General features: G+C 38.4%; 11 protein-coding genes and 2 pseudogenes. 10 read left to right on the plus strand and 3 right to left on the minus strand.

Going from position 1 to position 15893, the window contains the following annotated elements:
- Positions 1–288: 288 nt before the first annotated feature.
- Complete coding sequence (gene ftsH, locus SPD89_RS13895; RefSeq protein ID WP_336262547.1) at positions 289–2124, minus strand: ATP-dependent zinc metalloprotease FtsH; 1836 nt, start codon at positions 2122–2124, stop codon at positions 289–291.
- Between the two features lie 440 nt (positions 2125–2564).
- Positions 2565–3929 carry a hypothetical protein gene (locus SPD89_RS13900; protein ID WP_336262548.1) on the minus strand — a complete coding sequence of 455 codons (1365 nt, stop codon included), beginning with the start codon at positions 3927–3929 and terminating at the stop codon, positions 2565–2567.
- A 774-nt stretch (positions 3930–4703) separates the two neighbouring features.
- Between SPD89_RS13900 and SPD89_RS13905 the strand changes: the two genes are divergently transcribed.
- Positions 4704–5417: a peptidase dimerization domain-containing protein gene (locus SPD89_RS13905; RefSeq protein ID WP_336262549.1), complete on the plus strand. Its 714-nt coding sequence runs from the start codon at positions 4704–4706 to the stop codon at positions 5415–5417.
- Between the two features lie 103 nt (positions 5418–5520).
- Here SPD89_RS13905 and SPD89_RS13910 read toward each other — a convergent pair whose 3' ends face one another.
- Positions 5521–6864, minus strand: a complete 1344-nt coding sequence (locus SPD89_RS13910; protein WP_336262550.1) for a sigma-54 interaction domain-containing protein — start codon at positions 6862–6864, stop codon at positions 5521–5523.
- Between the two features lie 369 nt (positions 6865–7233).
- Between SPD89_RS13910 and SPD89_RS13915 the strand changes: the two genes are divergently transcribed.
- The 9 genes and pseudogenes from SPD89_RS13915 to SPD89_RS13955 all read left to right on the plus strand — a co-directional run.
- Positions 7234–7971, plus strand: a complete 738-nt coding sequence (locus SPD89_RS13915; protein WP_336262551.1) for an enoyl-CoA hydratase-related protein — start codon at positions 7234–7236, stop codon at positions 7969–7971.
- 39 nt (positions 7972–8010) lie between these two features.
- On the plus strand, positions 8011–8799 hold the full coding sequence (locus tag SPD89_RS13920) for an SDR family oxidoreductase (protein ID WP_336262552.1): 789 nt from the start codon (positions 8011–8013) through the stop codon (positions 8797–8799).
- 131 nt (positions 8800–8930) lie between these two features.
- Positions 8931–10118, plus strand: coding sequence for an acyl-CoA dehydrogenase family protein (locus tag SPD89_RS13925; RefSeq protein WP_336262553.1), 1188 nt, complete (start codon positions 8931–8933; stop codon positions 10116–10118).
- Positions 10119–10140: 22 nt separating this feature from the next.
- On the plus strand, positions 10141–12246 hold the full coding sequence (locus SPD89_RS13930) for an acetate--CoA ligase family protein (protein ID WP_336262554.1): 2106 nt from the start codon (positions 10141–10143) through the stop codon (positions 12244–12246).
- Positions 12247–12363: 117 nt separating this feature from the next.
- A pseudogene (locus tag SPD89_RS13935) lies at positions 12364–13158 on the plus strand (ABC transporter ATP-binding protein); the annotation flags it as partial.
- Positions 13159–13175: 17 nt separating this feature from the next.
- Positions 13176–13814 (plus strand): ABC transporter permease, encoded by a 639-nt coding sequence (locus SPD89_RS13940; protein ID WP_336262555.1) that lies wholly within the window; start codon positions 13176–13178, stop codon positions 13812–13814.
- Between the two features lie 17 nt (positions 13815–13831).
- Complete coding sequence (locus SPD89_RS13945) at positions 13832–14743, plus strand: glycine betaine ABC transporter substrate-binding protein (RefSeq protein WP_336262556.1); 912 nt, start codon at positions 13832–13834, stop codon at positions 14741–14743.
- A gap of 117 nt (positions 14744–14860) precedes the next feature.
- Complete coding sequence (locus tag SPD89_RS13950) at positions 14861–15517, plus strand: ABC transporter permease (protein ID WP_336262557.1); 657 nt, start codon at positions 14861–14863, stop codon at positions 15515–15517.
- A 258-nt stretch (positions 15518–15775) separates the two neighbouring features.
- Positions 15776–15893 (plus strand): annotated as a pseudogene (locus SPD89_RS13955) (AEC family transporter); the annotation flags it as partial.

Genomic DNA, 15893 nt, shown 5'->3' on the forward strand with positions numbered 1-15893 from the left:
AGACTCGACGTCATGCGGATCGACTCGACATCTTAGATCTGGACTCTGCATGTTGTTAATCGACTCACATTCCGGAGCGGAGGTAGAGTCACTTTTCCCCAACGGTGATAAATAGTTACGTCACAGTATTCTTCAACTACGTCTAATCCAACTACTGAAAACGCCTATCTCTTAATCGTTCGTCTTTGGAGTGAAACGTTTTAGTTAGGTTGCCGACTTACTTTTGTATACTATTTTAAATATAAACAAAATGAAGATAACTTTCTAGTAAATAAGTCACAGGGAATTTTAATCATTTAATTTTTCCATAAACTTTTTCCCGGTGATTGTCTCTTCTTCAAACAGGTATTCCGCAATTTCATGAAGTTTACCTTCGTTATCTTTTATCATTTCGAGCGCTTTATCATAACAGGTTTTAATAGTCATTTGTACTTCTTCATCTATTTTAGAAGCAGTATCTGGGGCTACGAGTAAAGTGGTATCCTCTCCTAGGTAAGGATTTTTCACAGTTTCAAGTGCCATCATGCCAAAGTTATCACTCATGCCATATCTCGTGACCATCGTTCTAGCAATTTTAGTCGCTTGCTCAATATCATTCGCTGCACCGGAAGTAATTCGATTAAAAACAAGTTCTTCTGCAGCTCGCCCACCCATTAACGTTGTAATCTTATTCAGCATCTGTTCTTTACTCATTAACACTTGATCTGTTTCTTCCACTTGCAAAGTATAACCTAAAGAGCCTGACGTTCTTGGCACAATGGTTATTTTATGAACTGGTGCTGAATGAGACTGTTTTGCCGCCACGAGTGCATGTCCTACTTCATGATAAGCAACAGTCCATTTATCGTTTTTCTGAAGTACTTTATTTTTACGTGGATACCCAGCAATAACTACCTCAATCGACTCTTCTAAATCTTCTTGGGTTACCGCTTTTCTACCAAATTTTACAGCTCGAAGTGCACCTTCGTTCACGATATTAGCTAGATCTGCTCCGGATGCACCAGGCAGCATTTTTGCAATCTCATGTAAATCAACATCTTCCGCTAATTTAACATCTCGTACATGAACTTTCAATATAGCTTTCCTTGCAGTTAAATCTGGTAACTCTACCGGAATCCGGCGGTCAAAACGTCCCGGTCTCAGTAATGCTTTATCCAGCACTTCCGGTCTATTCGTAGCTGCCAAAATAAGAATACCTTTATCTGCATCAAAGCCGTCCATTTCAGAAAGTAATTGGTTTAATGTCTGTTCTCGTTCGTCATTACCACCTTGAATGCCACCAATACCGCGTCTTTTCCCTATTGCATCTAATTCATCAATAAACACAATACAAGGTGCTTTTTCTTCAGCTTGTTTGAACAAATCTCTAACTCTAGCAGCACCTGTACCAACGAACATTTCTACAAACTCTGATCCTGATATAGAGAAAAAAGGAACTTTTGACTCTCCTGCAAGCGCCTTTGCTATCAGTGTCTTCCCAGTACCTGGAGGACCGACTAATAAAACACCTTTAGGCATTTTAGCACCAATTTCTTTAAAGTTCTGCGGACTATGGAGAAATTTAACTATTTCTAAGAGCGCTTCTTTCGCCTCATCCTGACCTGCAACATCATCAAATGATTTACCGACTTCTGCTTCTACATACACTCTTGCGTTACTTTTTCCAAACGTTAATGCGTTTCCTGTTCCACCTGTTCCTATTCTTCTCATTAGTAGTTGTCCAATAAAAAGAAAGATGATAATAGGCACAATCCACGATAAAATAAATGTAAGAATCGGGGAATTTTCTTTCGGAATTGTTTTCGTAAACTTCACATTTGCTTTATGAAGTCGATCTACTAACCCTGGATCATCAATTACTCCCGTTTTATACTTCAGCTCATCATTCTCACTAGTCGATGTAAATTCAATAAAGTTTTGATTCATGATTACTTCATCAACATTTTCATCATCAACCATCTTTAGAAAGGTACCATAATCTACTTCTTTTATTGACTTTTCCGAAATAGCTGGAAAAATATACGCATTTAATAAAATAACGACAAAAAAGATTACTAGGTAAAGATATATCGGTTGTTTTTTCTGTGGATCCTCTTTTTTCATATCTTTTGTCATCCCCATCATGAAAATTTCTCCAAAAATGGAGAATTATCGTATTATTCATCTCTTTTATTTTAGCAAATTAGTCTCTCTCTAACTAGTGCTCTTCGCCATTATTTGTGAGGAAATAAGTACACTTTTGGTTTAAAAAGTCTTTTCACTGTTCACCACATCGTATACAGTAATGAAGTGGCTCAATTTCCCCATAAAAAAGAGCCTTTTCACAAAGTATTAACTTCGTAAAAAGACTTGAACTCAAAAAGCTATAAGTGCGTGTTCAGGAGGATAAAAAGGACCAAGAAGTTCGAGGCGGCGCAGTTCCCGTCAGCGGAATGTATGCATTTAGATACATGAGCGAACGCTTTTAGCACGCAGAAAAAGTGCTTTCCTTTTTCAAGGAGCGGAGAAACAAGCATTCGTGCGATATTCGCAGTGTCATTTTTACCGGACTTTTTGAACATCCTCTATAACATCAATACGTATGCTAATATTGTTCCAAGTAAACCACAGATCAATGTGAATGCAATATTATCAAACGTTATCCGATAAGGATTTTGTTTTGTATTAAAAGATGTTATTGTTACGAGTAATCCATACGTACTGACCGCAAAAGTAGATACGGAACTAACAATTAAAATTATCGCTAGACTGATAGGTTCAATAATTTCCATTAATGGAACCATCAATCCACTAAGAATTCCAATGGACGCAATGGAATGAACTCCGAACAAGCTCATTATCAAAATAAATAATTGAATTGCGATCATGAGCATGAGCGGAGAGTCTGAAAACTTTAAGATAAATTCATGGATATACGTCGATGCATCTGATTCTGTAATCCCGTTACTGAATAAAGCAAGTGAAATAAATAAAACAATAAAATTATGCATCCCATTTGTACTGCTTTTCCAGGCATTCCATCCGACCACAGTGAAACGTCGCAAGCGTTTGATGACAATTGCCCATAGGAACGTAAATGGAAGAATTAACAGGGTGATTGTCATAATAAAATCGATCTTGTCAAAATAGCCGGCGATGACAATAATAATTAAAAATAGTGCTAATGCTCCAATAAGTCCAATGATCTTTTTAAAGTCTTTTCTTGTGAACGTTCGTGTTTTTCCGCCTTCACGGTAAGGGTATTTTTTATATTTCAGCTTACCAATAATGTTATCTAGTATAAATATTAAGACTACAACCAACAATAACCACGGCAGTACTTCAACATATTTTACCCCTGTAACGAATACACCGACAGCAACGATAATTTCTAACGGACTCCACAATAATGCAATCGTATAACTTCTTACCGAAGCCATATTAATAAATTGATTTCTCAGGCGCTTAGGGATCGTTTTTAAATTTGATTTTATAATGCTTTGCGAAATGGTTATCGCCGGTAAGTTTAAAAACGTTCCCAAAGAAAAAGTTGCTAGTGAACTTCGATTATATAATGTCCCCAACTCTTTTGTATTCACTTTCATAATCTTACTAAGGAGTGAATCGTACCGTCCACTTCTAACGACACTATTCATCCAAGGTAACATCATAAAAAGCGTTAATAACGGGAAATTATCTTTTAATACACAGATTGTCTCCATAAAAGTTGTAGGAGTCGTTACATAAAAAAACGAACCAATTGATACAAATACAATACCTAGCACCTTAAAAATAGTTGTAGCTTTTACAAATGCAAACAAAAACATAATAATCGCACAAATGGATAAAATCAAATCAACAAATGGTATTTCCAAAAATACATTCACTAAATGAATAAGTAAGACTGCTGCATAAAATATATATATATGATTATAAATTGACTTGCTCATGATTCACTCCTTGAGCTTTTATTTTTTTGCAATTGGTGAACCATTTAATTAATTGCATCATTTTTACTGTCTATATTGTATACTAACAAGTTTACGCCTTTATATCATTATTTCAGTCTGTAAAAAGCTTGTGCTAATTTGAAAAAGTTCTCAACCACAGTGATTCACTTTTCTTATTTACTAAATAAAGCGAGCGAGAATAAGGTAGCTGCGGAATATATGCAACCATTAATAATACTGTAATCATTGCTGCATAGAATGGCAACATCCCTTTAGCTGCTTTCTCAATTCTACAGGAGGAGCGACAAACCCAATACCTAAAGTACTCGCTAATACGTTACCCAATGCGAGACCACCATGGAAGCTGATAAATCTGAGCAGTCGCCGATATTATGTGGAAATCGCTGATAAAATGCGTTAAAAGATTGCACGGATAAACCGGAAGCTTCGCGGATAAATCCATGAGCACTAGTATAAATCGAAGTCCTCCCGAAAAATTTCAAATGAATTTTTCCAAAAAGAAGCATATACTTAATAGAGAAACTATTGAAGGCGGAAAACTATGTCAAACATACCATTCAAAAAACTCCTTTCCTGGTTCCCGGTTTTCATCTGGATGGGGGAAAGGAATTTACCGGATTTTAAAGCGTCTCGTCGAAATCGGCGCAGACGGTGTGTATGGGGGATTCACTTGAAAAATGATATTCCGTCCGGAAAAATTTCAGTAGATGCTGGGCCGCGGATGGCGGGGATTTTCCCATTTGAAGTCTTGATTTGAGAAAAGAGTGGACATGTTCGCGTCCAGATTTAGCGACTTCGCCAATTGCATGTTTTATCGATTTTTATAATGATTTACAGGCGGCACGGATTCGGTCATTAAAGCCGTTTGAGCCGATTACGTATTCGGTCGGGAGCATCCAAGCCGGTTCATCTGCAAATGTGATCCCTGATGATCTTTGCTTTAGTGGAACAGCACGTTTTCTCCAAGAGGAACAAGGGAAAGCGGCAAGGCAGCTGTTTATTCGCCTATTAGATGAAGCATGTCATAAAAATAATTGTAACTACGATTTTATACAGGAGCCCGTACCGATTCATTTATTTGTAGATAACGAAGAAACTTGTTCAGAAATTGCGGCGAATGCAATTATAAAAACATTAGGAAAAAATGCGTTGACTGAACATCATGCATGGATGGCGTCAGAGTCATTTGGACTATACCAACAGTGTTTTCCAGGTGTGTTTGCTTTTGTTGGAATAAAAAATGTAGAAAAAAGAGTCGGGGCAGAACACCATAATACTCATTTTGCTATTGATGAAAACGTGTTAAAACTTGGTGTTGCGACAACCGTTCAATATGCAATTGACTTTTTAAATTATGGAGAAGAGATTCCGTATGAGAAAGAAACACGGGATGTTACGACATTGTTTAATGAGCTGAATTTCGCTATATACGAGCCTGAGGATGAGTGGACTTTGATAGGACTGTAAGTGGTGCAATTCAGGATGAAAGTCGCATGAGTCAAGCAAAACTCGCGCAAGTCATATCCGCAATTAACCCTCAAAATAAAAGAGGTGATCCTCAATCTCCCGATCACCCTTTTCGATATTTCCTTATTAATTTTGAAGCGCGGGATTGACTGATGTTTAAGTGTGTTGCCAATTTCCGAGTGCTTGGATGATCCTTGTACGCTTCTAATACGATCTTTTCCTCTAGTTTTTCAATTGCAACATCAAGGCCATGATGTTCCAGGTTTACATCATGGATGATTTGCTGTTGAAGATTATGTGATAAGTCTTTTGGTTGGATAATAGTGTCAGAAATTACAATGGCTCTTTCAATCACATTTTGCAACTCTCTAATATTTCCCGGCCAGGCGTATCTAGTAATTAATTGAAGTGCTTCCTCTGATATTAATTTATCGAAATTATAGTTTTTATTGTATCTATTTAAAAAATAATATGTCAAAGGGACGATGTCGTCAGCGCGCTCTCGCAATGCGGGGATTTCTAAATCGATCACATTCAAGCGGTAATATAAGTCTTCTCTAAATAACTTTTCCTTGACGAGTTGTTTCAAATCCTTATTCGTTGCGGTAATAAACCGGACATCTACTTTTACAGCCTCATTTCCACCGACTGGAATAAATTGCTTCTCCTGAATGACTTGTAAAAGTTTTACCTGCATCGCCATAGAAATTTCTCCGATTTCATCTAAAAACACGGTTCCTTTATTTGCAGATTCGATCAGTCCTATTTTTCCTGACCTTTTTGCACCGGTAAATGCACCTGGGGCATAGCCGAATAATTCGGATTCGATTAAACTTTCTGGAATAGCTGTACAGTTAATCGTCACCATTGGCCTATCTCTTCGTGGACTTAATTGATGAATCCTATTGGCAATAATCCCTTTCCCGGTTCCAGTTTCCCCGTGAATATGAATTGTTGAATCGACAGGTGCAACACGCTCTAACATGTTTAATAGGTGTTTCATTTTATCGTTATTCGTAACGATTTTTTCAATTTGTCCAGAAGATTCTGGTACGTCTAATTGTTTCTGTTGATGTACTGTTTTAAAGGATTGAACTTCTTTAGCTGAGATGACGACAAGTTCCAACTCATTCGTTTTGTGATCAATTATTGGAACTCCGGTCGTTAAAAGTTCCGTTCCGATATACGTAGTTTGCAGGATCGTGACAGGTTCCTTCTTTTCCATAACAGTATCAACGATCGACGGAGTCCAGTAGCCATCTTGTACGAAAATTGAATTATTTTTTCCCAGCAAATCGGTGGCTTTTAATCCGTAATGTTTTTCACATTTGTTATTAACGTAGACTATGTTCCGCTCCTTATCCAAAACATAAATCTCGTACGAAGCATAGTCCAAAATTTTTCCTAATGGACTATCTTTATCATTTATCAATTCTAAAGGACTCATTTCTTACCCCTTTCGATAATTATCAGAATTATAAATTTACTATTAGTTTAGCATACTTTTTTGGCAAATAAAAAAGTATAAAACTTTCTTGACTTGCATAAGTGCAACTTTAACTTTCACCATAAAGGCTTGGCGAATGCCAAGTTTTCTAAAAATTATATGTTGGAAAATGTCTAATTATTCCCTTTGGTGAGTTATTTACTATTCACTGAGTTCAATTAAACTCACATTCTATATAAAAATGGCTTATTAACCGTGTTTTCACTTAAAAATATAGTTGGCACGGTTTTTGCATCTAAATAAATAGAACCGTTTTTTAGGGGGAAGGTGAGGAACTATGGGATAAATATAGTAAAAAGGGACTCGATTTTGGAAATTACGCTTGATCGCCCGAAAGTAAACGCCATTCATACCGGGGTAAGTAACGAGCTAGGAGAAATTTTCAAAGAATTTAACGATGATGACTCCTTAAGGGTTGCAATTATTACAGGAGGTGGGGATAAGTTTTTTTCCGTGGGATGGGATCTAAAAGCGGGGGAAGCAGTAGATGCCAATCATGGCCCGGGTGGGTTTGCTGGATTGACGGAGATGCATCATTTACACAAACCGGTGATCGCGGCGGTAAATGGGCTTGCGGTTGGGGGGGGATTTGAATTAGCGTTAGCATGTGATTTAATTATTGCCACTGATCATGCAGAATTTTTTCTCCCTGAAACGACAATTGGAATTATCCCTGATTCAGGAGGGGTGTTACACTTGCCAAAAAGGCTTCCTCGAGCGATTGCGTTAGAAATGATGTATACGGGTATGCGATTGTCTGCAGAAAGGGCATATCATTTTGGCCTTGTAAATAAAATTGTCCCATTAGAAAAGTTGCTTGATGAAGCGTGGATGCTCGCGAAAAAAATCGTTGAGTCAGCACCACTATCCATCGCTGCTGTCAAGGAAGTATTGAAACATACCGAACATCAAAGCATTGAAGAAGGATATCGCACGATGAGAAGTGATGCACTCACCTTTTATCCGAAAATGCTTAAATCAAATGATGCAAACGAGGGGATGGCGTCGTTTGCGGAAAATAGAAATCCTATCTGGAAAGGTAATTAATAATAAATTCGTATTCAATCAATAGAAGGAGGTGTTTGGATGGAAAATGAACAAGTTTTTATTGCTGATCTATTTAAAGGAAAAAGAGCGCTCATCACAGGAGGAGGAACAGGAATAGGTTTTGCGATTGCAGAATTACTCGGAAGTCTAGGAGCGCACGTCATTATTGCCGCACGAACAGTGGAAAAGTTAGAAAATGCTACTCAACAACTGCGTGAAAAAAATATCAAAGTTGACTATCTCCCTGTAAATATTCGTGACGAAACAGAGGTAGAGGAACTATTCAAGAAAATTTTTTCAAAATGGGAGACGCTCGATTTTTTAATCAACAATGCTGGCGGGCAATTTGCCGCCCCCGCTAAAGAAATTTCACATGGTGGGTTCCGTGCAGTTGTCGATTTAAATTTACAAGGTACTTGGCATATGAGTTCGACATTTGCTAAAAAACTCATCGTAAAAGGGAGTGAAGGGCGGATTATTAACATCGTACTCTGTCTAAAATCAGGAATGCCTGGAATGGTGCATGCCGCAGCGGCACGTGCTGGAGTAATGAATATGACAAAAACTTTGGCGTATGAGTGGGGAAGTCAAGGAATTACGGTAAATACGATTGCTCCCGGAACAATTCAAACAGATGGATTAGAACAATATGATGAAAAACATTTGCAGAAATCAATTGAAGAACTTCCGATCAATCGAATGGGTACAGCTAATGAAGTTGCTCATGCTGTAGCATATTTACTATCTCCTGCCGGAAGTTATTTTACAGGGACTACGCTTGAAATTGATGGTGGGGAACATTTACTCGGTGCAAGAAGTCAGTTATAGATTTAGAAAACTTGGCTTATAGCCAAGCCTTTATGGCGAAAGCCTTAGTTGCACTTATGCAGTAAGAAAGGATTTATACTTTCTTAACTGCTAAAAAAGCCTTTAAATAATTATTTACGAGGTGAAGTCTTATGGAAAATAAAGTGAATCAAAGTTTTTATCAGTCTCTAAGTGAGGAACATCGTGAATTACAAGATAAAGCGAAGCGTTTTTCAGAAGAAATTTTAATGCCTTATGAATTGCAATGTGAAGAAAATAATGGATTACCGGCCGAAGAACTAAGCACCATTAATAAAGCGGTGTTGGACTGGGAACTGAATGCGATCAATCATTCGAAAGAAGACGGCGGGCAAGGATTGACCATTTTTGAACAAATGCTCGTTAACGAACAATTAGGAAAGGTGACGAATGCAATTTGGGATACTGTTTTTCAGCCCGCATATCCGATGCGTGATGGAACAAAACAACAAAAGGAAGAATATTTAATCCCAACGAACTTAGGAAAACGACGGGATGCATATGCGATTACAGAAGAAAATGCAGGTTCCGATCCGAAACAATGTATGACCAGAGCGGACAAAATTGATGGTGGCTTTAAAATCAACGGGGAAAAGTGGTTTGTCACTGTTGGGGATGTTGCAGATTATTTACTCGTACACGCACATGTAGACGGAGATCCTAATAAGGCGACGGTGTTTTTTATCGAGAAAGATTTACCGGGAGTGAAGGTGAAACGAACGCCGCTCTACACACACAATTTTGTATATGAACATCCGGAGTTTATTTTTGAAGACGTCATTGTTGATGATAACAAAATTTTAGGGGAGATTGGAGAAGGTTATGAGCTGACGAAAGATTGGTTTGTGGAAGCACGACTCGGTATTGCGGCAAGATGTGTCGGTGCGGCGATTCGAGCGACTGATGTGGCGAACACATTTGCTTCAGAGCGTAAGCAATTCGGAACGAGTATTCGTGATTTCCAGGCAATTGAATTTATGTTAGCCGACATGGCGATGGAAATTATGGCGGCAAAAAGTATGCTTTACCGTGTTTGTTGGGATTTATCAGAGAGCAATAACCGAAAACTGAATCATGCACTCGCTGCTGCTGTAAAACTTTTTTGTTCGGAAATGGTCGGGCGGGTTTGTGACAAGGCGGTGCAAATACTTGCTGGTCGGGGCTATATGCGTGAAAATCCGGTAGAAAGACTTTGGCGTGACGTAAGGGTTGATCGGATATGGGAAGGAACATCTGAAATCCAACGCGTCATCATCGGTGGACAGATCAAGAAGCGTGGACTGGATATTTATGTGAATTAGGGTGAGTTGGGGGTATATTTTTATGAATCTAAAACATGCAAATTTGCGTCAATTTCTCTCGCCGAGAAATATTGCCTATATTGGGAATAAACATTTTGTTCAACAAGGAATTCGGAATTGTAGAAAGTTAGGTTATAAAGGGGAAATCTTTGCAATTTGCCGTTCCGAGGAAAAAATTGACGGAATCCCGTGTTATAAAACAATTCAAGAAGTGCCTGGGAAAATTGATGCTGCGTTTTTGGCAATTCGTAACGACCGGACCATTGAAGCTATAAAGGAATTGGCTAATCTCGGTACGGCAGGATGTGTGTGTTACGCTGCTGGATTTTCTGAAATAGGGAAGGAACAGTTACAAACAGAATTGATTCAAGCAGCTGGGAACATGGCGGTAGTTGGTCCGAATTGTTATGGGGTGTTGAATTACCTTGACCGTATTTCATTGTGGCCTGACCGCCACGGTGTTTCGAATGTGGAAAAAGGGGTCGCAATAATAAGTCAAAGTGGAAATATCAGTTTGAATTTAACGATGAATGAACGTTCCTTACCACTGGCATATGTGATCGATGTAGGAAACCAAGCAGTTTTAGAAATGGCAGATTATATTAGTACTTTATGTGAAGATCCAAGAGTAACAGTCATTGGACTGCATATTGAAGGGGTAAAAGATATTAATGCCTTTAGTAAAGCTGCAAAAAAAGCGTTGGAAAAAGGTATTCCACTCGTAGCTCTGAAAACTGGAACATCAGAAATGGGGAGTAAACTTACGATGAGTCATACGAGTTCGCTTGCTGGTTCCGACGAGTTGTACCTAGCTTTATTTGATCGTTTGAATATTTGTCGTGTTCATTCTTTACACGCATTACTTGAAACGCTAAAACTATTTGCCGTGGTTGCCCCTGTTACAGGAAGGAAGTTAGGCGTACTTACCTGTTCCGGCGGGGAGTCGACGCTCGTTGCCGATTTAGCAGCGACATACAACTTCACTTTACCTAATTTACAAGAGGAGCAAGTGGAAGTCTTGGAAAAACATTTTACTGAATTTGAACATGTATCCAATCCACTTGATTATAATACGTCGATCTGGGGGAAAAAGCAGGAATTAGAAGAATGTTTTTCTGCAATTTTAAAAGGAGATTTTGATGTTTCCCTGTTAATTTTAGATTTACTAGATCAAGATAATGGTGATGTTAAGGCTTGGATTGCAGCGGTTAATGCTTTAATAGAAGCAAAAAAACAGACGAATACGAACACACTCGTCGTTTCTACTTTACCGGAAGGATTGCCGACATCTATTAGAAACAAATTAATTGAACATGGCATTGCCCCGATGCAAGGATTAAATGAGGCATTTCAAGCACTTTATTTGGTTCACCGCTATTTTGCCAAAAGAAAAAATATTGAGGAAATTCCTACTAGATTTCTAGTTTGCACATCATCAGACGCCTCAAGCGCATATGCTTTAAATGAGTGGGAAGGTAAACAGGCGTTACAAGCATACGGCGTTCCAGTACCAAAAGGAATGGTAGTCACGAAGGAAGAAGAACTTGTATTAAGTGGGATGAATGCTCCCTTTGTCGTAAAAGGTGTCAGTAAAGAACTCGCTCATAAGACGGAATTTGAAGCAGTAAAGTTACATTTACAAAACAAGACTGAAATTATCGATGCAATGGAACAAATTAATCAAAATTTAACCCATCTTCCGGTCAACGATAAGCAATTTTTAATTGAAGAGATGATTTCGAATCCGGTTGCCGAATTAAATATCGGAATCAAACGGGATGATCAATTTGGATTAGCTTTAGTGATCAGTATGGGCGGGGAACTCGTACATTTACTTAATGATAGCGTAGCAATTTTACTGCCGACTACAAGCAAAGAAATTATGGAGGGGCTGCTTACATTAAAAGGGGTAAAACTTTTACAAGGATTCCGAGGGAAAGCAGAAGGCGATATCGAAGCGGTAATTGCTACTGCAAAAGCAATTGCTTCCTATGCAGAAGACCATAGAGATAGTTTGTTGGAGCTTGACGTGAACCCGTTGTTAGTATTAACAAAAGGAAAAGGCGTCATCGCTGTAGATGCATTTATTCGTAAACAATTGATACAAGATTTAAAGATCGTTTTATAGAAATCTTGTATATTTTTTTTCAGTAAACTGAAAGCGCTAACAAAATTGAATGGTTTTTTAGACATACTCATGATATATTTATATATATTTAGAAAATTTAAAAAAAGGGGGATAATCATGATTCGGTTTCATCGAGTAAGTAAAACGATCAATGAGACTCCAATCATTAAAGGAATCGATCTGCATATTCATGAAGGAGAATTATTTGTCATTATTGGCCCGAGTGGGTGTGGTAAAACAACCGCAATGAAAATGATTAACCGGTTGATTAATCCTACCTCAGGAACGATAGAAGTAAATGGAGAAGATATTTCCCAAAAAGATCCGGTTCAGCTCCGGCGGGGTATTGGATATGTAATCCAGCAAATCGCATTATTTCCACATATGACAATTGCTCAAAACGTTGCCCTAGTACCTAGATTGAAGAAGACGCCCGCAAATGACATTCAAAAAAGAGTAGACGAATTATTAAGTATGGTCGGTCTTGATCCCGAATCGTATAAAAAGAGGTATCCATCGGAACTCAGTGGGGGGCAGCAGCAACGAGTAGGGGTAATACGAGCAATGGCTGCCGAACCGCCTATTATTTTAATGGATGAGCCTTTTAGTGCGCTTGACCCTATCTCTCGTGAACAATTACAGGATGAATTTGTCCGCCTACAACAGACGATTAAGAAAACAATTGTTTTCGTTACACACGATATGGATGAAGCCTTAAAAATTGCTGACCGGATCTGTTTAATGAAAGAAGGTCGGATTGTACAAATAGATACACCGATAAATCTATTGCAAAATCCTGCTGATGATTTTGTTGTTGAATTTATTGGTTCCGACCGATTACGAAAAAATTTAAGAGAATTTAATATTTCTTCCCGTGAAACTAAAGTTACCGAATTATCCAATGAAAAACTTCCAAGAGGGGGGGTTACATGAGTGAATTTATCGAATTCATTTTAGAAAGACATTCCGATATATTAACTGTTATTTGGGAACATCTCTATATTTCTTTCATTGCAGTCATTGCAGGGTTTATCGTTGCCATACCTATTGGCATTTTATTAACGAGAATGACATCAATCAGTACTATCGTCATTGGAATGGTAAACATCATTCAGACGATCCCTACTCTTGCACTCTTAGGGTTTATGATTCCGTTAATAGGAATCGGTACATTCCCGGCGATCGTTGCTTTATTTCTTTATTCGATTTTACCGATGCTGCAAAACACGTATACAGGAATTCGAGGCGTAGATCCTGCGATGGTAGAGGCTGCTAAAGGAATGGGAATGACAGATTTTCAAATATTATTTAAAGTTGAAATCCCTATGTCCATCTCTTTAATAATGGGAGGTTTTCGAACAGCCACTATTTATACAATCAGTTGGGCAACATTGGCATCATTAATTGGTGGTGGTGGGCTAGGATACTTAGTATTTACCGGACTTACGATTAACAATAAAAGTATGTTACTTGCGGGAGCAATTTCAGCTGCATTATTGGCAGTTTTAGCTGATTTTTTTACGAGGAGAATTCAGAAACTTGCAACTCCTAAAGGGTTGCGTAATTAACAAAGGGGGAAAGACATTTGAGAAAAATTAGTTTACTATTGATGACTTTTCTGGTACTGATTCTTGTAGTCGTTGGTTGTTCTAAAAGTTCCGGTGGAAAATCGGATGTCATTAAAATAGGATCATGGTCCACATCCGAGCACCTCATTTTATCCCATATGATTAAACTGGTCATCGAACAAGAAACGGATTTAAAAACAGAGATTGTGGAAGGGCTAACGTCCACACCTGTTGTTCTTGAAGCGATGGAAAGTAATGAAATCCAAATTTCTTCTGTTAGATATGTAGGAACAGACATATCGAGTAGTTTACAAATCGATGATGCACCTCGTGACCCGGAGGAAGCTCTTAAAATAGTACAAGAAGGTTTACTGGAAAAGTATGATCAGAAATTCTATGACTCTTATGGTTTTGAAAATACGTACGTTTTTACAGTAAGGCAAGATTTAGCGGATGAACTCGGACTTGAAAAAGTTTCTGATGTCGCAGATCACGCGGGTGATTTACACCTTGGAACAGATAATGCGTGGTTAGAACGTCCAAATGATGGATATCCAGCTTTCAAAGAAATGTACAATATGGAATTTGGAAAAACGTCACCGATGGAAATTGGAGTGGTGTATAAAGCTGTTAATAATCAAGATGTAGATATTGTTTTAGCTTATTCAACAGATGCTAGACTAAAAGAATATGATTTAAAGACATTAGAAGACGATCAGAATTTCTTCCCACCGTATCAAGCAGCGCCAGTAGTTCGAAATGATTTACTGGAAAACCATCCAGAAGTGGATGAGGCAATCAGTATGCTTATCGGCAAAATCGATACAGAAACAATGACAGAACTAAATTATTTAGGAGATATAGAAAAAATTCAGCCGGCTGAAATTGCCGAGAACTACTTAAAAGAAATCGGGTTGTTAAAAGACTAATGTTTTCCTTTCATAGGTTTGAAAGTGCAAGGTTGCACTTCCCCTACTGCGTGCAACTAAGGCACTCGCCATAAAGACCCGGCGAATGCCAAGTATTCTAAAAGGAGTGACAGTTTTATGGATACGCTAGTGAATACGCTCCAATATATGTTGGATGATTGGCAAAGTATTCTTACATTGACGATAGAGCATCTGTATATGAGCTTGAGTGGTGTATTATTTGCAATTGTCATCGGTGTCCCGATTGCTCTCATCATGACACGTAATGAAAAGTTAGCAGTCACTGTTCAAACGACAGTCAGTATGATACAGACAATTCCAAGTCTGGCATTACTATTATTAATAATGATTGTTTTTGGGCTTGGATATACGACGACGATCATTGCGCTTGTCTGTTATTCATTTTTACCAATTATAATGAACACGTATGTAGGTCTGCAGAATGTCGATGAACATTTGATAGAAGCAGGAGAAGGAATGGGAATGACACCGCTACAATTATTATTGCAAGTAAAATTTCCATTAGCTTTACCGACGATGATGGTTGGGTTTCGCGTCGCCATGGTTATTTGTATAGGAATTGCCACGATTGCAACATTTGTAGGTGCAGGTGGACTTGGCCAATTAATTTTTCGTGGCATTTTATCAACAGATGATGTGAAAATTTTAGCAGGCTCAATACCAGCGGCTTTGCTCGCCATTAGCATTGATTTTCTACTTAAATTTGCGGAAGGAAGATCAACCTTTTATTTAAAACGAGTGAGCAGTGAATAGAAAAAAAGAGAGACACAACGTTTAATCGTGTCTCTCTTTTTTGCAGATAAGAAACCAACATGGGTCCGCATTGCGCAGCCACCATCTATTATGAAAATGGTGTATCCCATTTCTGTGTGGGAATTGGGAACCATTACCACTTTAGCAATGGAATATGCGAGATTCCTAATCGGCTAAAAACGGTCACGTCCTGTGACCAACACCGACACTAGGACGTCCTGTCCGTCGTGGGAGGGAAAGGACTCGATGAGACCCTGCGCTTCAGCGATGCCGACATCGATTAACAGTGCAGTAATTGCGGAAGAATATAACAATCATCCGCATTTTGCAGCACAGATCGTCCTATTTTCGACGCTCTTCAGTGCTTTGACAGTAA

The sequence above is a fragment of the Pseudogracilibacillus sp. SO30301A genome, from assembly GCF_037072025.1.
Taxonomy (GTDB): domain Bacteria; phylum Bacillota; class Bacilli; order Bacillales; family Amphibacillaceae; genus Pseudogracilibacillus.